We start from the raw sequence: 17,577 nt of genomic DNA on the forward strand, positions 1-17,577 counted from the left end.
CTAAAACTGCGTGCAGATGAGGCTGGGGTGGCGATTTTTGCAGCTGCGGATCGAACGGTACTTTGTGCCGGAGGAAGCCCTGCGGGAAGCCTTGCTGAACGCACTGTGCCACAAGCAGTATCAATCCGGCGTCCCCATTCAGATCAGCGTATATGAAGATAAGCTGTATATCGCCAACTGCGGATGTCTGCCGGAAAACTGGACGCTGGAAAACCTGATGAGCAAGCACGCTTCCAGCCCCTACAATCCCAACATTGCTCATGTGTTTTATCTGGCGGGTTTTATTGAAAGCTGGGGACGTGGCATTGAGAAAATCTGCTCTGCCTGTGAAAAGGACGGTGTGCCGTAGCCGGAATATACGATCAACCCCGGCGATATTATGATAAAATTCTCTGCGCCAGAGGATCGGGTCATCCGTTCTGTTACCGGCAGGGTGACAGAAAAGGTAACAGATAAAGTGACAGATACCTTGGACGAAACATCGCTCAAAATATTGAATCTTCTTGCGGTTGACCCGGCTTACACAACGACTTTTCTTGCTGAAAACCTGTCTTTGAGCCGGAAAACCGTATCTCTAAGATTGAAAATGCTCAAAGAGAATGGCTTGATTAAGCGCATCGGTTCCGACCGCAAAGGATACTGGAAGTTGCTGAAATAACGCAAAATGCCCTCACGGCAGGCTGACAAGGCTTGCTGTGAGGGCATTGCTGCTTATTCTGCGTACACAAGTTCATGCAGGACAATTTCTTCGGCCCGGCTGTGGATGCTATTTCTCCGGCGCACCCACTCCATCTGATCGTCGGCTTTCAGTGCTTCGGTCACGCCTTCCTGGCGCATCATGGCAGTCTCGATGATTTCCAGCCGGTTTTTGCAGGCGGCGTCGGTTTCCGCCAAATGGGGAAAGAGTTTTTCTGTAAGCAGCAGGGTACTGTAAAGGGCCGGACGGTACTCCTTCAGATAGGCACGACGCATCCGTCCATACTTGCCGATGTGATACTCCTTTGTGTCTGACAATACGAGGTTGGGAATCAAGTAGTCCCCGCATTGTGTGTAGGTCAGTTCCATAATGGCCTCCTTTGTGGGAATGTGTGGGGTTGACAGTTACGGTCAGGTTCAGGGGCATCCCTCCTTCATCACAACTGTCTTTTCATTCGCCACAAATGAGCCGCAGTCATGACGTAATTTTCGGTGGTGTAATCCACCCTTTATAAGTTACATCATGAGTTGGATTCAGTGCGTCCTCTTCCAGCAACTCCGCGTTTCCACTGATTACCGTCAGAGGTGTTTTCAGGTCGTGAGTCAGGGCAGCCAGCTCCAGACGGCGCTGCTGCTCCATCGCCCATTGATCTTTCAACGACTGGGCCAGACTCGCCCGCAGCTTATCCATAGCCGCCAGTGTATCTCCAAATTCCCGCACACGGGCCTGGCCGTTCAAGGGTTCATCCAGACGCTGCCGGGCGATGGTCTGCGCAGCGGAAGTGAGCAGATCTGCATCCCGCCGCAACAGTCCTGCAAAATGCCGGGTCAAAAGAGTCCCAGCTCCCAGGCAGCACACCAGCAGCACCAGGAGTGCACAGGTCTGAAACTCCGGCAATCTTTCCTGGAGCGTTTTCATTCCATAGGGCATGGAATAATCATACTGCACCACACAGAATCGATTTTCGGAAAGTTTGGCAATTCGATGATACTGCGTATAGAAGATTCCTTGACCAGTTGAATCCCCGGTCAGAGCGGATTTTGCATAAGCCAAGTGGCGCTCATTCATATTGCCAGCATCGATGAGCTGATGTCCGCCGTCAAAAATCGCCCATCGATAATAGTATGGAATGTCTTCCGGCGTCAGTGTTCCGGCAGTCAGGGAAGAAATCAGATTATCCACTCCATCAGCCGCTGTGCTGGCCGGATAGACAACCTTCATCTGCATTAAAATGGTCAGACCCATCCACCAGAGAATCGCCAACAGCAAAATGACTGCGCTTGTGGTAATGAGATAGCGCCAAAACAGAGTCGTCAGCCCAGCCGGGCGCTTTATTCTTTTTTCCATTTGTACCCAACTCCCCAGACTGTTTCAATCGGGCTTTCATTCAATGGGCGAAGTTTGGCCCGAATGTTCTTGATATGTTCGGTAATAGCCGAAGCGTCTGCCACGCCTTCGTATCCGAATGCTGCCTCGTAGAGTTGCTCCTTGGAAAAGGTCTGCCCCGGTCGCATGGCCAAATGCTCGCAGATGGTATATTCACTCCGGGTCAACTTGAGCGGTTTTCCCTGAAAATAAACCGCTTTCTCCCCCAGATCAAAGTCCAGGTTTCCCCGCCGCAAACGGGTGTGTGGGGTGCGCTGCTGCCGTCGCAAATGAGCAGCCACTCTGGCTCGCAGTTCCGCCAACCGGAAGGGCTTGGTCAGGTAATCATCTCCGCCGATTCCAAGGCCGGTGAGGACGTCTGTTTCCTCGGTTTTTGCTGTCAGGAAAAGGATGGGGCAATCGGCCAAATTCCGGATCCGGCGGCAAAGGGTAAAGCCATCCTCCCCCGGCATCATAACATCCAGCAGAATACAGTCTGCCCAGCGGCAGGCCGCCTGATCCACCTCGTTTCCCCTGAGATGGGCGGACACCTGGTGCCCGTCCCGTTCCAGAACTGTTTTCAACAGGGTACAAAGGTCCTTATCGTCGTCTACCACCAGAATATGTGCCATGTTTCTCTCCTCACTTCAGCCAGAGATACATCCCCCAGGACAGGGCATACAAAATGTACACATGGGCGGGATAAAAGACATAGAACAACGCCTTGTGTCCCCCACCGCGCTCCCCATTATACCGCAGCATCAGCGGTGCAGCCAGAATCCCGTAGATCTCATAGTATCGGGTGAAGAGATGCGTCCAAGTGAAGTCCGGCAGATAAGAAGCCATCAGACCCATATATATCACACCGTAAAGAATGTAGTAGACACAAAAGGCAGCCACCTGTACCTTTCGGTTCTTTCGGAACAGGTACAGCACCAGACCCATGGCCAGCACCGGCCAGCTACTGTCTCCGGTAACACCCCATATTGGAACGAAGGAATAGCACAGAAAGCCCAGCGGGGTACTCAATACCGGGAATTGAATCATCAGCAAGGAAGCCAGAAACGGCCAGGCCAGCGGAAACAGTACCGCCACAAGACCTGGAAACAGCTTTTTCTCAGCCAGCCAGTCAATTCCCTGCCAGATCACCATAAGAATCACAAAAGCAGTCATGATGCCATTGGTGGGATAAAAGCCATCCGGTCGCACAAACACTCCGCCATAAGCCATGAAAAAGAGCAAAGCGGACATAATGACCGAAATAATGTAGACCTTTGCAAAATAACGTTTCCGATTATGCGTGTGAGTAAACCCTTCCACAAGGCAAAACATAAACAAGGGCGTACCCAGTCGCCCCACCATGCTGAACCATTCAGGAATTTGGCCGGTAAAGCCAAAGAAATAGTGAATGTGATCCATCACCATGGTGACCAGAGCAATCCATTTGAGCCCTGTCTCCGTAATGCCTTTTGCTTGTATCTGTTTCAGTGTTGTTCCCATATCGCAGATGTCTCCTTTCTTGATGCTGCCATCGTAGCATCCAATTCTAAGGAAACAATAAGGGACCCACCGATTTTTGAACAGGTCCAGTAAAAACGGGCAGTGATAAAATCCCCCCTGGTGTAGGAAAATAAACTACATCAGGGGATATTGTCATGGAAAATGAAATCACACACACATTCAAGTGTTGTTAGCTGAGATCAAAGCTATGCTGGCAGAAGGGAAAATACAAAGAGAGATTGCGGAACACTTCGGTTTTAAAGATAAGCAGGTAGTAAAAGAGCTGCTCAAGCGTGAGAGACGAAAGGAACGCAAACTGGAAGCCGGGATTCAGGAGAAGAGTGTGCTTTTCTTAAAGCGAAGAGTTATGCAGATAAAGATTAACGTTTGCTAGACATGAGTTATTGCTCTAGTAATTAAGTCATTTCTTCTGGGAGTCTGAAGCAGTCAAAATATATATTTAATGTATTTGCAATACGATTGATTCCGCTTTAATATACCATTTCCTCCAAATAGGATATACCATATCAACAAAATAGATCACAAATCGTTGAAGAGTATTTTTATATATAGTGCTAGCCAACAGGCTAAACAGAAAAATCAAAATAGCGAGTAAAAATACCCATCCAACAACCAAATTGTATCCAAATTTATTGTAAACGTAATTCCACAAAAGCGGACGATAATAATATGCTAGCAAGTTGTTTTCATGTATAATATAAACAAGAAACGACATCCTAGAAATATTGTTTATTATATTATTTTCAAAGTGGATATTTTGAGATATATTAAATATGGATATGGCAAGTAAAATAGTAAAAGGGCTGCAATTTTTATTCCAATGCAATAATTTATCGTGGAGATAATAAAATCTCAATCCCAGGAAGTTAGTAAACAAAACAATACATATATGCCCTATCAAACCAGTTGCTGCAAAGAACAGATTGAGACTTACGTTTTTGGTCAATCTTGGAAGGTAAAATTTCAAATATGCAATAATAAAATAGATTGTAATCCACAGAATAAGATCGGTCTCAAAAAAAGAAGGGACAATATAGTTGCATCCTATATACAAAAAAGATAGCACAAATGTGCATCTAAACAAACTACTTTGATCGATTCGATATATGACTATATTAATAAACGGGTGCAGCGCATAGAAAATCAAATAACATGTTATATACCAGTTGTTTGAGAAAGTCGTTGGAAAAAATTGCTTTATTATCATTTCGATGCCCAGATTTCCATTTCGCATATCGTATACAATGATAAATAGTAAAACGGATATTACCCAAACATCTAAAATCATTTGTAGAATTTTCTTGTTACTGCTTCGTTTGCTTTCCAAAAGGAACCAAGCAGAGCAAACAAAAAATATAGAGTTTCCAAGGGGCCCAAAATTCCTTAGCAACGCTAATAATAAATATTGAATATTACTGGTTGCATTTGAGATATCAATTACATAGTCGCTATATGGAATATTGGGGTTATTTGTCCCTAGTGTTTGAATCACATGACTTATTATTATAAGAACAATAGATATTACTTTTATAAATTCAATGCTTGAATTCCGTTTTTTAACGTCACATGTTCTACTGTTCGATTGAACCATAAAATCTCTCCTAGTTATAAAAAGACTATTTTGCAACCAGTTTTTTCATTATAGTAATAATACATTTGTATAGATTTATAATGAACTTACAAAATAAACTTACTTCTTTGAGTGCTCTTTCAAACTACCGGGCATAAATAATCATATACAATAATTGACTTCACATTTTGCCTTTGGCATCTCCTGCAGTTCCACACCAGATCCACTATTCAGAACACCCCCCAAATTTTTAGGTCAGAAAGCAAGAAATATGCTAGAACCTTCCTGTGCTTCTCGTTGATCTGCTCCAGATATTCTTCGTTTTCCGCCTGCAGCTAAGCCAAAGACTGCTTGGTAGTCACCCATTCATCGTACAACCGACCAAGAATCTGCTGAAGCGTCATGAACACATCAGACCAGCAACAAGTATTTTGCAATTGGAGAGAATCTCTCAGCGATATCCTGATACTACGGCTCTTTTAATTTGCTTACATCATTGCTTAGATCGGGTGAAACTAACGCAAACAATGCCCAAAAACATCAGAGAGTGCCAGCCCCCCTCATGCTGGAAACCAGATATGTGCCCATGTTTTACATGAAGAGATCATATTGAGAGGCCTATGTCAGTAGGGTGCTTACGTTTAGAGAGGGCAAGCTAGTTTGCTTTGAAAGCTCATTGCGGCTTTTTTTCGCTTAAATATCCGACTGAAAACGGAAGTACTGTGCACACACTAGTAAGTACAAAAGTATCTTTCATAAATGGCGAGTGTTGTTCATGAACACATGAAACAAAAGTATAGCATCCCTACATAATGCTTACCCCTTTAAAACTTTCTCTCCCAATACTCCTTTGTCAAAGGATAATCAAGTAGCGATTTTTCAACAATTTATCACTGCACCCAAACGTTCTGCTTCAACCTCGATAACGGATACTTTATCGATAACTCACAGCAAGGGGCGCATAAATACTCTCGAGTTTTTTATGATATTGCTTTTAAAATTGCACTGTGTGCTCTGGCAAGTTCAAAAACACGTTATTGGGGGCATCCTTCTAGCACAAAGAGTAAAGTCTTTCTCCTTGTGCAGTTCAATGTCTTTAGCTGAACATCTTCAATGTTTACGCCACACCATCTTGTTGACCACGCCCACATAGCTCTGGATGATCTTAACCACCTTGGTGGACACATCCTCCACATAGTTGGGCACGGGGATGCCGATGTCACCGTTGTCGTTCATGGCCACGGCGGTTTCCACCGCCTGCTCCACGCCGCCGGCGGTGATGCCCGCTAGGATGAAGCAGCCCTTGTCCAGCGCCTCGGGGCGCTCGGTGGAGGTGCGGATGCACACCGCCGGGAAGGGCTTGCCGATGCTGGTGAAGAAGCTGGACTCCTCGGGCAGAGTGCCGGAGTCGCTCACCACGCAGTAGGCGTTCATCTGCAAATGGTTGTAGTCGTGGAAGCCCAGAGGCTCGTGCAGCCGCACCCGCTCGTCCAGCTTGAAGCCCATGGCGCCCAGCCGCTTGCGGCTGCGGGGATGGCAGGAGTAGAGAATGGGCATGTTGTATTTTTCCGCCAGCGCGTTGATGGAGGAGAACAGAGCCAAAAAGTTTTTCTCGGTGTCGATGTTCTCCTCCCGGTGGGCGCTCAGCAGCATGTATTTGTGGGGCTCCAGGCCCAGCCGCTCCAACACGTCGGAGGCTTCGATCTGGGCGAGATTGGCCCGCAGAACCTCGGCCATGGGGCTGCCGGTCACATAGGTGCGCTCCTTGGCGGTGCCCTCGGCGTTCAGGTAGCGGCGGGCATGTTCGGAGTAGCACAGGTTCACGTCCGCAATGTGGTCCACGATGCGGCGGTTGGTCTCCTCGGGCAGGCACTCGTCGAAGCACCGGTTGCCCGCTTCCATGTGGAAGATGGGAATGTGCAGCCGCTTGGCCGAAATGGCGGACAGGCAGCTGTTGGTGTCGCCCAGAATCAGCAGGGCGTCCGGCTTCAATTCCACCATCAGCTTGTAGCTTTTGGCGATGATGTTGCCGATGGTCTCGCCCAGGTCCGCGCCCACCGCGTTCAGGTAGTGGTCCGGTGCCCGCAGGCCCAGATCCTCAAAGAAAATGCCGTTCAGGGTGTAGTCGTAGTTCTGGCCGGTGTGCACCAGAATCTGGTCGAAGTATTTGTCGCATTTCTTGATCACGGCGGCAAGGCGGATAATCTCCGGCCGGGTGCCCACGATGGTCATCAGTTTCAATTTACTCATAGCTCACTCTTCCCTTTTCAGAGGATAGCTTCGATTTTCCACAACCATCCCCGCTTCAATCTTGGTATACTGCGGAATCTGATTTTCAGCTTTTACTGTAGCATTCAAACAGATGTGTACACCCTCTTCAATCACGCAATCATGATCTATCACGGCATTGCAGTTGATAATTGAACCGGCCTTTACGACAGTATTAGTGTTTACTATCGCCCCCGGAAGGACCACAACACCTTCCCCAATGTCCGCAGTTGGGCTCACATATGCCTTTTTGTGTACAAGTGTTGCAACCGAAAGATTGTTCTGCTGCAACTGATGAATCCATTGCAATCGCAACTCATTGTTTCCAAATGCCGGATAAAATGCTGTTCCTGCATCAGCAAATTCAAGATAATCTTTGCACTTTCCCAGTACTTTATAGACTTCGGTTCCGTCATCAAGAAAAGCCACTTCCAGATATAGGCCACTCTGTCTGGCAATATCTGCAACCACTTTGCCAAATCCACCTGCTCCTAAAATCAGTAAACGATCCATCCTTCTACTCCTCTATCAAACAGGCTCAAAGTAAGTATCCGGATGCTCAGGATCAAATGCTTCGTTCGCCCACATAACCGTCACCAGATCGTCCGTTTCCGAAAGATTGATGATGTTATGTGTATAGCCCGGCAGCATGTGCACCGCTTGGATATTCTCTCCAGACACCTTGAATTCCAGGACCTCGTCTGTATCCACCTTGCGCTGTTGAATCAAGGCAGTACCTGCAACCACAATGAAGAATTCCCACTTTGTGTTGTGCCAATGCTGGCCTTTCGTGATGCCGGGTTTCGAAATATTCACCGAGATCTGACCACAATTTGCAGTTTTCAGCAGCTCAGTAAAACTTCCCCGTTCATCACAATTCATTTTAAGGGAGAAGCAGGTCTTCTCTTTGGGCAGATAAGAGAGATAGGTGGAATACAGTTTCTTTGCGAACGAACCTGCAGGAATTTCAGGCAATTGCAGCGTCTTCGGCTGGTCACGGAAAGATTCCAGCAACTCCACAATCTGTCCCAGCGTTGCCTTATGGGTAGTCGGCACGAAGCAATATCTCCCCTGGTTATCCGCAACAGCTTCTAGGCCATTGTAGTTACACCGATGCTCCTTGCTTTCCAGTGCGTTCAGCATTTCCTCCACCAGATCATCGATGTACAGAAGCTCCAGTTCGGTCGACGGATCATTCACCTGAATCGGCAAATCATTGGCAATATTGTTGCAGAAAGTGGCCACTGCACTATTGTAGTTAGGACGACACCATTTACCAAAAAGATTTGGGAATCGATACACCAATACTTTTGCCCCATTGTCTTGAGCATAAGTAAAGAACAGCTCTTCCCCGGCCAACTTACTTTTCCCGTAATCCGACTGCCCATATCGGCCAATCAAAGTCGCTTGAATGGAACTTGACAGCATTACCGGACAGGTATTGTTGTGCTTTTTCAGTGTATCCAGAAGAACCGTAGCAAACCCGAAATTCCCCTGCATAAACTCGCTTTGATCTTTGGGGCGATTTACTCCCGCCAGGTTGAATACAAAATCAGCTTCCGCACAGAACTTGTCCAGCAGTGCAGGATCTGTATCCAGATCATACTCAAAGATCTCATTGATCGAGAGGTTCGGACGAGTCCGGTTCTTTCCCTGCGCAATGTTGCGCAGATTGTAAACAAGATTTTTGCCTACAAAACCACTCGCTCCGGTTACGAGGATATTCATTTCCCCGCCTCCCAGTTTTTCAAGGCTTCCTGAACGTAATCTGTGGTCAGAATCTTCTTTACAGTGCCTTCAACATCCAGTCGATTAGTGTTATGGCTGGTATATGCTTCGTCTGCCATAGTCTTCACTTGACCATTCACCACAAATTTATCGTAGTTCAGGTCACGGCTGTCCGCAGCAACACGATAGTATCCACCCATATCCTCGCTGCGCAGACGCTCTTCACAAGTCATAAGGGTTTCATAAAGTTTCTCTCCGTGACGCGTGCCAATAATATTGGTACCCGTATCGCCAAACAGCTGCTGTACTGCCTTTGCCAGGTCACCAATGGTGGAAGCATCTGCTTTCTGAATGAACAGATCGCCAGGATTTGCATGCTGGAATGCGAACATTACCAGATCCACAGCCTCATCCAGATTCATCAGGAAACGAGTCATGTGAGGATCAGTAATAGTGATGGGTTTTCCTGCCTTGATCTGATCGATGAACAGAGGAATCACGCTGCCCCGGCTGCACATCACATTGCCATAACGGGTGCAGCAGATGGTAGTATTGCCTCTCTCCGCTGCAACACGGGCATTGGCATAGATGACATGCTCCATCATCGCTTTGGAAATCCCCATAGCGTTAATCGGATAGGCAGCCTTATCAGTGGACAGGCACACCACTCGCTTCACGCCAGTCTCAATCGCAGCATGCAACACATTGTCCGTACCCATTACATTGGTGCGAACAGCTTCCATCGGGAAGAACTCACAGCTGGGTACCTGCTTCAGAGCCGCAGCATGGAAGATGTAGTCCACACCGTACATTGCATCACGGACAGACTGGGCATTACGCACGTCACCAATGAAGAAGCGAACTTTCCCAGCATGTTCAGGATGTTTGGCCTGAAGCTCGTGGCGCATATCGTCCTGCTTTTTCTCATCACGAGAGAAGATTCGGATCTCCTGCAGATCCGAATCCAGAAAGTGTTTCAGAACAGTGGAACCGAAAGAACCGGTACCACCGGTGATCATAAGAGTAGCGTTGTTAAATTTTGACATTTCTCTTCATCCCTCTTTTTTACTTTTTTTATCCGACAGTTTGACTGCTCTACCTACTAACCGACGAAACTCTGGTCTCCATCCAAAACATAGGAGCAAAGCAATATTGCATGAAAGGAAACTAACCGTTGCCTTCAAAAGAAAGCCAATGATCCCCGGGACCATAATCATCTGACAGAAAGATGCACTCACTGCTCCTAAAATAAGCATAAGAGCCATCCCCATCAAATATCGGACATAATATCTCCAGACAGGCCTATGCAATATGTTCTTATATACAATATACCCCTCTGGAATTTCACAGATGAGAATGCGGGAGATTACGGTTGCAATGTAAACGCCGAACAGACCACTTTTGAACGCCAACAAGATTGACAGCATGATGTTTCCAATTCCCCAAAAAAAGTAAGGCCATTTCATTTGATCAAACAGTCCGGATGTCACCCGAAAGGTATATACCGGAAGGTTTATGCCATTTACAAACGCAATCAGAACCAAAGCGATAACAATCTTTGCATCCACAGAATATTGATTTCCCAACCAAATCTCAATAAAAGGATTTAACACAGCTATCATACAAGCACAACAAACTGCGTATATCCAGTAAACCAGTATAAATAACTCATCAAAAACACTTTGCTTTTCACTCGTTTTGGCCGACACATTAAAATTTCCTAGACTTCCCGTCACACCTGCCAGAGCTCCCCATAGGATTGTAGACGCCGAATTGATGACCATCGTATAATTAGACACAATACCTACAGAAGTGAGTCCAATAATTTTTGCAATTACAATATTGTCTGTTCCGCTGCTGACCACACCTGCTACTTTTGAGATGGCCAGAGCCTTTACATCACTAAAAATCTTTTTTGTTTCACTTTTTTCAAGTGGTGGAAGTGAACCTCTTTGCTGTAACCATGGATAGGTGTGTTGTACGTAAACACTCAGAATCACATTGCTCAACCCTGTGCATAGAACCTGAATCAATAGGAACCCATAGTACGAACCGACCGATAATAGTACCCCAATCTGCAAAAGAATTTGGAAAATCTTTGCGCCCTGTTGGATATACAGTACAACATATTTTTTTTGATCCACAAGCAGGATGGATTGTTTGTAAGCCAACAGATAGGAGGATACATTGTTGAGCAAGAACAACCAGAAAATCACCTGAAAATTTTCTGGAATATTTGGCTTTTCTGCAACAAGATAGTCCAAAAAAAAGGACAAAATCAAACCTACAATAGTCACCAACGCAGCAATTCCGCGATATGCTAGCTTATACACCTGCATCAATTGCTGGAGCTTTTGCTGATTTCCCTCCTTTGCAGGCCGATACATGGCAAAAGACAGCGCTTCACCGATCCCCAACTCTGCAAAGGAAAGAATAGTCAATATATTGCTAAAAAGTCCGTTGATACCTAAATATTCGTTGGATAGGATACGAACAAATATACTTCTGGCCACAAAGTTCAGAATCAGTGTTACACTCTGGCAGAAAAATCCCGCAATTACATTTTTGATACTCTTTTTTGTTCGAGAACTTCCCATTGGCATCCCTCATTTTTTTATTATAGACACTATCGCCAGCAAAATATTGTATAACGGCCTACAATAATAGTAAAGCGTGAGTCGCAACTTTTGTTGAACTGAAAGCCCCTTCTGCTTCCAAACAGCTTTTCGGTATTCCGATAGAAACTCCATCGCCATATTAAGTTTTTCCTGATCCGTTTTCATCCCGCTTTTAATATAAGAATTGTAGGTCCCTAGAGCAAATTTTAAAGCATTGCAGAGACAGGTGTCCTCCACTTCCTGATAGTGTTTTTTCGCATAAACATAATGCTGATACATTCCCCAAAAAATATCAGCCGATTTGCTCCAGGAATGGCTAAGCGATGTCCCCTGTTCATTCATCCGATAATTATAAAATGGTTGCTTCAAAAAGCCCACTTTACCATTGGATGCCGCAAAAGGAAGCCAAGAAATAGCCAAGTCCTCATATTTCATTGCTTCTGGAAAGCGTAATTTTTCCCAGCATGCACGCTTATAAATTTTCATCCACGGCTGTCCCCCAATGGCATCCATTAGTGTCAACTTTTCGATTTCTCTTGCCGTTTTGATAGTGCGGTCAGGAAAATATTCAAATCTTCTTTCTCGACAATCTGTACCACGGATAATTTTTGCCGTACAGAAAACAATATCTAACTTCGCCTCATTTGCAAATTCTAACATGGATGTATAGGTTTCCGGCTCGATCCAGTCATCGCTGTCCACAAAGGCGATCCAGTCACCGGTACACTGCTCTAATGCTGCATTACGTGCCGCCCCCTGTCCCTTGTTTTTTTGATGAATCACATGAATCCGCGAATCTAATTCCGCATACATGTCACATATATCTGGACATTTATCTGGAGAACCATCATCCACCAACCATATTTCCAAGTTTTTATATGTTTGATTTATCACTGAACGCACACATTGATCAAGATACTCTTCCACTTTATAAACTGGAATTATCACGGATATTTTCTTCACTAGCGTATCCTCTTTCTAGAATTGAACTTTGCTTTCAAAAGTGCTTAGTTTCTCAATACTCAAGAAGAATCTTCAAATTACTTTATTTATTCGATTTTGCTGCCTGGACCAATCGCCACGGTTTCCTGATTTCCACTCAACAAATGTTTAGCTAACGCCACAAAATTAGCAGCTGCATTCTTAGCAGACCATGTATCGTGAACTGTATGATAGGCGTTATGCCCAAGTCTTTCTCTTAATTGCATCGAATCCATCAAACGTTTCGTTTGCAAAAAGAGCATTTCTTCATCACCATTGTGATACATTAATCCATTTTGTTCATCTTGCAGTAAAAAACCAACAGAACCAATTTCATCATTTGCGACAACTGCACAGCCACTGTTCATGCTTTCATTAAGCACAGCACCCCATCCTTCTTTTTTGTCACTGGTAAACAAAAAGATAGACGCCCTTTCCATATAGGCTCGTACTTCTTCGGCCGGCACTGATCCGTTAAAAGTAATCTTATCTGCCACATCTAATTCATATTGATATTGCTCTAAAAATGAACGCATTTCGCCATCACCTACAACATTTAGGTGAAAAGAATATCCTTGTCTTTTCAATTTACTTGCTAAACGGAGAGCTTTCTCTGGATGCTTAAGGGGAATCAATCTTCCCACCCATAGGATATTTATTTCGATATTCGATTTTGATTCAATCAGCTTTTGAATATCGTATTCTTTTGCTTCAGGAAAATACCCCCAGCGATAGCACTTATTTTTATAGCATCCCATTTTATAAAAATCACTGGCAGTATATGAACTAGCACATAACATATAAAGTGGTTTACTTTGAAATCTTCCATGGTGCAACCATGTTCCGCCTAATACACGAATAAAATTTGTAATTTTAATTCCGTCTTTATACGGTCGTTCACTATACTTAAATGTGATTTTATTTTTCTTCAATCTGGGAATAATGTATTCATCCGGTGCACTACCTATAATAACGATATCACTTTCAAACGCTAACTCATGCGCTTTTTGACAAAGTCTCTTACTTTCATAAGCTTTTACCTCAAATGAGTATTCTTTCACCACCTTCCAGCCCATATTTGTTCTTTCAGCATCCATTGGTACCGTTGAAATAAAATGATAGTTACTCCCTAAAATTTTATGCATTTCCAAACAAAATGGTATTTGATGATGATTCAAAAAATTTGATATAAATGTTATTTTCATCTATCAATCCTCCCAAAACGGAATATATGGAGATACGTTTAAGTATCCGCTTCCCGTATTTATGTTGAAAAATATAAAGCAGCATACAACCAAAGCCGATGTTATGCAGAATCTTAATTTCCAATCATCTTTACAAATATCGGCTATTGTCTGTGGAAGCACTAGACAAATAAAAAACATGAAATAGTACCCTACACGTGCTACACTGGAATGGTATAATCCAAGCCCCTGAACCAAAGCACCAATTAACAAATAATTCCGATATGCATTATATTCATTTGTATATTTCATGAATAATTCTGCAGCAATCCACACCAACGAATACATCAAAAACGCTTCATAAGCTCCTGTATTTTCTGCCTGATAATCCGTTTGTTTATAAATGGTTACCATAAGGGCAACCACCATATTCCCAAAAAGGATCTCAAATATAAACACTGGAAACATAAAGATCACCGTGTTTTTAGGGAACTTCCAATAATATAGTGGATATACAATCAAAAAGACCAACACGGATGTGTGAAATAGACTCGCAACACCAATAATTACGCAAAACGGAATCCATTCTTTTTTTTCTACAAAGTCATATGAAAATAAAGCAATAGAAAATGCTATCATTTGTCTCAGACCCGAAAAAGAGAAGGTAAACAATCCAAATGTTAGATAGATAACAATGCTGATTGCTGGAAATTTAGAGTGTTTTCGTATAAACATAAACACTGAACTTTGACAGATAGTCGCAACTATTCCAAGAAACAGCTGTTGCGAAACTCCTATCATATATAAAACTTTGCAAAAGACTCGATAGCCGATTTCAAAGTTAAATACAGGTGAAAACCAAGGCAACTGTCCACTCAATTCATATCCCGGAATATACATTCCTAAATCGATCCCTACAGTATTCTTTCTAAACGATTGCAAAAGGATTGTAAGGATGCATACAGCTACTACAAAGATATCATCTCTATTTTTCCTGTTTTTGATAGCACCAATCGTCATTAACCTCAGAAATCCAACACTTATAATCAATCCGTAATATGGCCCCATATTATATCCTTTCGCTATTAATGAGTGATTGGTAAACTTCAAGGTAATTTTTTGTCATATTTTCACAAGAAAATATATTTTTGGAATCATATGATATTTTTTCTTTATCTACCGATTCTTCAGCTGTCACCTCTATCATTTTTTTCAACTGCTCTAACTTTCCAAACGGAACCATCTTTACATATTCAATTGGAAAATCCGATTCTTCAAACCCATTATGAAAGTCGAAACAAACTATTGGCGTTCCACAACATAATGACTCTACACAAGTCGTAGGCAAACATTCTCTACTACTTGTAATCGTCATAACATCTGCTATCATATATAAAGTCGCTAGCTCTTCCTGATTTCTAGCTCTTCCCCAATAGATTCCATTAAAATCATCTGGCGGGGGGCTATCATTCCCATCTACTACAATCAAACAGTATTTGTCCTGATTTAGTTTTTGTGATAATTCCGTAATGTATCTCCCACCTTTTATAGGATTATTGTAATCGGCCGTAACATGTAAAACAATTTTCTTTTCTCCAATTTTAATTTTTTCCTTTAATTTATATGCTTTTTGCATATCATAAGAAAAAATAGTAGTATCAATCCCGTTAAAAATTGTTCTCATGTTATACTGTTCTAAAATTCTTGACTTCTGCGCACGTATATAAACCCATTTTGAAACAGGACATAACACCAATTCTTCAAATCCTTCAAATGACTCTTTCATTTTGTTCCAATTATATGCAACCGGAGCAAACAATAAAGATTTTAATGCTTTCTTTTTATTTGGACATTTCTTGCACCCTTTTTCCCACTGATTGCATTCAAATGCATAACTACAATTACCAGTATACATAAATTCTGCATGAAGTGTAATGACTGTTGGTATTTTTGCCTGCTTCAAATAATCCAATAGTTGATAGATGTCCACAAAAAAACCATTAATGCACTGCAGATGAACAATATCTGGAGTTTCATTTTTTAATACAGCAATTAAATTTCTTGTGCCGATAGGGGATACGGCGTAAGGTCTTCCTGTAAATCTAGAGATAAGATTCCAACTTTTTGCTTCCACCTCACTACATGTCTTAACAACATCACTTTGCGTACTATTTTGTCGTCTTCCATACAAAACAATGCTCTCAAATCCGTTTTCTTTCAAAGCATTATGTAAGTCTCTAGTAATCTTTCCAGTACTTCCATAATTATAGGTGCAATTAATTTGAACTATCTTCATTTACAGCCTCTTCTATAGCTCTTATAAAAATCTCTTGATTAATTCTGTAGGTATGATTTCTTTCAACAATGTGTTTGGCATTGTTGATTTTCTCGGATCTTTTCTTTGCATCATTCACAGCCTGTTTTAATACAGTTTTTAGCTCTCTGTGATTAGTACACACAAAAGCACAATCATTTTCTTTCAAATATATTGTTTCCGCAAGCTGTTCTGGGGCAAATAACAGAAATGGTGTTCCAGAGGCAAGCGCATCTGGAATTTTTGTAGAAAACGCTGCCTTCAAATTATTTTGATAAAAGGGTTCAAATGACTCTATGTGCAGCACTAAATGGGCTGTAGCCTGTTGCCTCAGAATTTCTTCATATGGAGCAAAACCTTTTAAGTGTATATTGGAATATTTTCCCAATTCATGATTTATTTCTTCCAAAAACTCCCCATAAACCTCTATGTAGCAAGAAGGTGAAACTTTTCTAACTTCTTCTGCCACCTTTATCAGTGACTGATATCGTCCAAGGCCCAAATTCCCTGCATAAACGATTTTTTGAGGGTTTCTTTCATCTGCAGGCACATCGATGTGATTAGCTGCATTCATTACAACTTCCGTTTTTCTTCGAAATTCTTTTCGATATAAATTTGCTAAATATGGTGTATTACAAACACAACACGCTGTAACAGTGAAGAGTTTTTTCAATGTCTTCTTATATTTCCATTTAAACATATCAAAAAAAACGTCTTTTTTGATAGAATTCAGATGATTATACTCTTTAAAATAATAATCTTCTGTCGTAAAAAGAACAACTTTAATTCCATTCTTTTTTGCAAGTTTATATGCTAAATTCAAAGTAAATGAACAGTCTCCTAATTGTACCACAATTACATCCGGACTGAAATGATCTAGAATTGATCTCACATCTACTTTCCAAATAGCTTGTTGCCATACTACTTCTCTCATTAAACTAACAAATGATGTACGTTTAATTAATATATCTGATTTTACTTTCTCAGCAGTTTCCGTATCAACTTCCAGCTTTCGTGGAGTACATTTAGTTTGGAAGATGCTCTTTAATGCCATTTTATCTGAAATTGCATAACTATCCATAATATATTTAGAACTCACAGCATTTCCATTGACACAGATTTGTACCAGAAGATCTTTTGAAATATTTTCTACCAAACACCCAAGTGTTCTTCCGTTAGAATCCGACTCAACAAGAGCATTATTAGAAATAATTAGAATTTTTTTATTATTCAAAATATCTTTTACTCCTCTTAAAACACTTTCATTTTTCAAGACAACTTATGAATCTGTCAACTTTATTCACTTGTACTACAATCCACAAAATCAGTTT

At 42.5% G+C, this 17,577-nt stretch carries 17 protein-coding genes; 2 read left to right on the plus strand and 15 right to left on the minus strand.

Going from position 1 to position 17,577, the window contains the following annotated elements; genetic code table 11:
- Nucleotides 1–37 precede the first annotated feature (37 nt).
- Complete coding sequence (locus PH256_RS09015; RefSeq protein ID WP_270913858.1) at nt 38–349, plus strand: ATP-binding protein; 312 nt, start codon at nt 38–40, stop codon at nt 347–349.
- Nucleotides 350–379: 30 nt separating this feature from the next.
- Nucleotides 380–658: a winged helix-turn-helix transcriptional regulator gene (locus PH256_RS09020; protein WP_270913859.1), complete on the plus strand. Its 279-nt coding sequence runs from the start codon at nt 380–382 to the stop codon at nt 656–658.
- 53 nt (nt 659–711) lie between these two features.
- On the opposite strand, the gene PH256_RS09025 is transcribed toward PH256_RS09020, so the two are convergent.
- From PH256_RS09025 to PH256_RS09090, 15 genes are all read right to left on the minus strand, one after another.
- The gene (locus PH256_RS09025) at nt 712–1,065 is read right to left on the minus strand and encodes a TnpV protein (protein WP_270913860.1); all 354 of its coding nucleotides are present in this window, start codon (nt 1,063–1,065) and stop codon (nt 712–714) included.
- Between the two features lie 106 nt (nt 1,066–1,171).
- Nucleotides 1,172–2,044 carry a histidine kinase dimerization/phospho-acceptor domain-containing protein gene (locus PH256_RS09030; RefSeq protein WP_270913861.1) on the minus strand — a complete coding sequence of 291 codons (873 nt, stop codon included), beginning with the start codon at nt 2,042–2,044 and terminating at the stop codon, nt 1,172–1,174.
- Nucleotides 2,029–2,694 (minus strand): response regulator transcription factor, encoded by a 666-nt coding sequence (locus tag PH256_RS09035; protein ID WP_270913862.1) that lies wholly within the window; start codon nt 2,692–2,694, stop codon nt 2,029–2,031. Before PH256_RS09035 ends, PH256_RS09030 begins: the two co-directional genes overlap by 16 nt.
- A 10-nt stretch (nt 2,695–2,704) precedes the next feature.
- A complete protein-coding gene (locus PH256_RS09040; RefSeq protein ID WP_270913863.1) occupies nt 2,705–3,562 on the minus strand; it encodes a TraX family protein in 858 nt (285 codons plus the stop codon).
- 460 nt (nt 3,563–4,022) lie between these two features.
- Nucleotides 4,023–5,174 carry an acyltransferase family protein gene (locus tag PH256_RS15315; RefSeq protein ID WP_442866656.1) on the minus strand — a complete coding sequence of 384 codons (1,152 nt, stop codon included), beginning with the start codon at nt 5,172–5,174 and terminating at the stop codon, nt 4,023–4,025.
- A 1,089-nt stretch (nt 5,175–6,263) separates the two neighbouring features.
- The gene (gene wecB / locus PH256_RS09045) at nt 6,264–7,403 is read right to left on the minus strand and encodes a non-hydrolyzing UDP-N-acetylglucosamine 2-epimerase (protein ID WP_270913864.1); all 1,140 of its coding nucleotides are present in this window, start codon (nt 7,401–7,403) and stop codon (nt 6,264–6,266) included.
- Nucleotides 7,404–7,406: 3 nt separating this feature from the next.
- Nucleotides 7,407–7,934 (minus strand): PglD-related sugar-binding protein, encoded by a 528-nt coding sequence (locus tag PH256_RS09050; protein WP_270913865.1) that lies wholly within the window; start codon nt 7,932–7,934, stop codon nt 7,407–7,409.
- 15 nt (nt 7,935–7,949) lie between these two features.
- A complete protein-coding gene (locus tag PH256_RS09055) occupies nt 7,950–9,149 on the minus strand; it encodes a capsular polysaccharide biosynthesis protein CapF (protein ID WP_270913866.1) in 1,200 nt (399 codons plus the stop codon).
- Entirely contained in the window at nt 9,146–10,195 is a 1,050-nt protein-coding gene (locus PH256_RS09060; protein WP_270913867.1) for a polysaccharide biosynthesis protein, read from the minus strand. The genes PH256_RS09055 and PH256_RS09060 overlap by 4 nt, the downstream gene beginning before the upstream one ends.
- A gap of 6 nt (nt 10,196–10,201) precedes the next feature.
- Nucleotides 10,202–11,746, minus strand: a complete 1,545-nt coding sequence (locus tag PH256_RS09065) for a lipopolysaccharide biosynthesis protein (RefSeq protein WP_270913868.1) — start codon at nt 11,744–11,746, stop codon at nt 10,202–10,204.
- Nucleotides 11,747–11,755: 9 nt separating this feature from the next.
- Nucleotides 11,756–12,730 (minus strand): glycosyltransferase family 2 protein, encoded by a 975-nt coding sequence (locus PH256_RS09070; protein ID WP_333766348.1) that lies wholly within the window; start codon nt 12,728–12,730, stop codon nt 11,756–11,758.
- A gap of 86 nt (nt 12,731–12,816) precedes the next feature.
- Nucleotides 12,817–13,953 (minus strand): glycosyltransferase family 4 protein, encoded by a 1,137-nt coding sequence (locus PH256_RS09075; protein ID WP_270913869.1) that lies wholly within the window; start codon nt 13,951–13,953, stop codon nt 12,817–12,819.
- A gap of 3 nt (nt 13,954–13,956) precedes the next feature.
- The gene (locus tag PH256_RS09080) at nt 13,957–15,042 is read right to left on the minus strand and encodes an EpsG family protein (RefSeq protein ID WP_270913870.1); all 1,086 of its coding nucleotides are present in this window, start codon (nt 15,040–15,042) and stop codon (nt 13,957–13,959) included.
- Nucleotides 15,002–16,228 (minus strand): glycosyltransferase, encoded by a 1,227-nt coding sequence (locus PH256_RS09085; RefSeq protein ID WP_270913871.1) that lies wholly within the window; start codon nt 16,226–16,228, stop codon nt 15,002–15,004. The genes PH256_RS09080 and PH256_RS09085 overlap by 41 nt, the downstream gene beginning before the upstream one ends.
- Nucleotides 16,209–17,519 (minus strand): glycosyltransferase family protein, encoded by a 1,311-nt coding sequence (locus PH256_RS09090; RefSeq protein WP_270913872.1) that lies wholly within the window; start codon nt 17,517–17,519, stop codon nt 16,209–16,211. The genes PH256_RS09085 and PH256_RS09090 overlap by 20 nt, the downstream gene beginning before the upstream one ends.
- Between the last annotated feature and the right edge of the window lie 58 nt (nt 17,520–17,577).

The organism is Allofournierella sp. CML151, from assembly GCF_027853465.1.
GTDB lineage: Bacteria > Bacillota > Clostridia > Oscillospirales > Ruminococcaceae > Allofournierella.

Bases quoted from the DNA above. Each gene is read 5' to 3' on its own strand.
- PH256_RS09020 (WP_270913859.1), top strand. From the start codon at position 380: ATGATAAAATTCTCTGCGCCAGAGGATCGGGTCATCCGTTCTGTTACC.
- PH256_RS09025 (WP_270913860.1), bottom strand. From the start codon at position 1,065: ATGGAACTGACCTACACACAATGCGGGGACTACTTGATTCCCAACCTC.
- PH256_RS09030 (WP_270913861.1), bottom strand. From the start codon at position 2,044: ATGGAAAAAAGAATAAAGCGCCCGGCTGGGCTGACGACTCTGTTTTGG.
- PH256_RS09035 (WP_270913862.1), bottom strand. From the start codon at position 2,694: ATGGCACATATTCTGGTGGTAGACGACGATAAGGACCTTTGTACCCTG.
- PH256_RS09040 (WP_270913863.1), bottom strand. From the start codon at position 3,562: ATGGGAACAACACTGAAACAGATACAAGCAAAAGGCATTACGGAGACA.
- PH256_RS15315 (WP_442866656.1), bottom strand. From the start codon at position 5,174: ATGGTTCAATCGAACAGTAGAACATGTGACGTTAAAAAACGGAATTCA.
- wecB (WP_270913864.1), bottom strand. From the start codon at position 7,403: ATGAGTAAATTGAAACTGATGACCATCGTGGGCACCCGGCCGGAGATT.
- PH256_RS09050 (WP_270913865.1), bottom strand. From the start codon at position 7,934: ATGGATCGTTTACTGATTTTAGGAGCAGGTGGATTTGGCAAAGTGGTT.
- PH256_RS09055 (WP_270913866.1), bottom strand. From the start codon at position 9,149: ATGAATATCCTCGTAACCGGAGCGAGTGGTTTTGTAGGCAAAAATCTT.
- PH256_RS09060 (WP_270913867.1), bottom strand. From the start codon at position 10,195: ATGTCAAAATTTAACAACGCTACTCTTATGATCACCGGTGGTACCGGT.
- PH256_RS09065 (WP_270913868.1), bottom strand. From the start codon at position 11,746: ATGGGAAGTTCTCGAACAAAAAAGAGTATCAAAAATGTAATTGCGGGA.
- PH256_RS09075 (WP_270913869.1), bottom strand. From the start codon at position 13,953: ATGAAAATAACATTTATATCAAATTTTTTGAATCATCATCAAATACCA.
- PH256_RS09085 (WP_270913871.1), bottom strand. From the start codon at position 16,228: ATGAAGATAGTTCAAATTAATTGCACCTATAATTATGGAAGTACTGGA.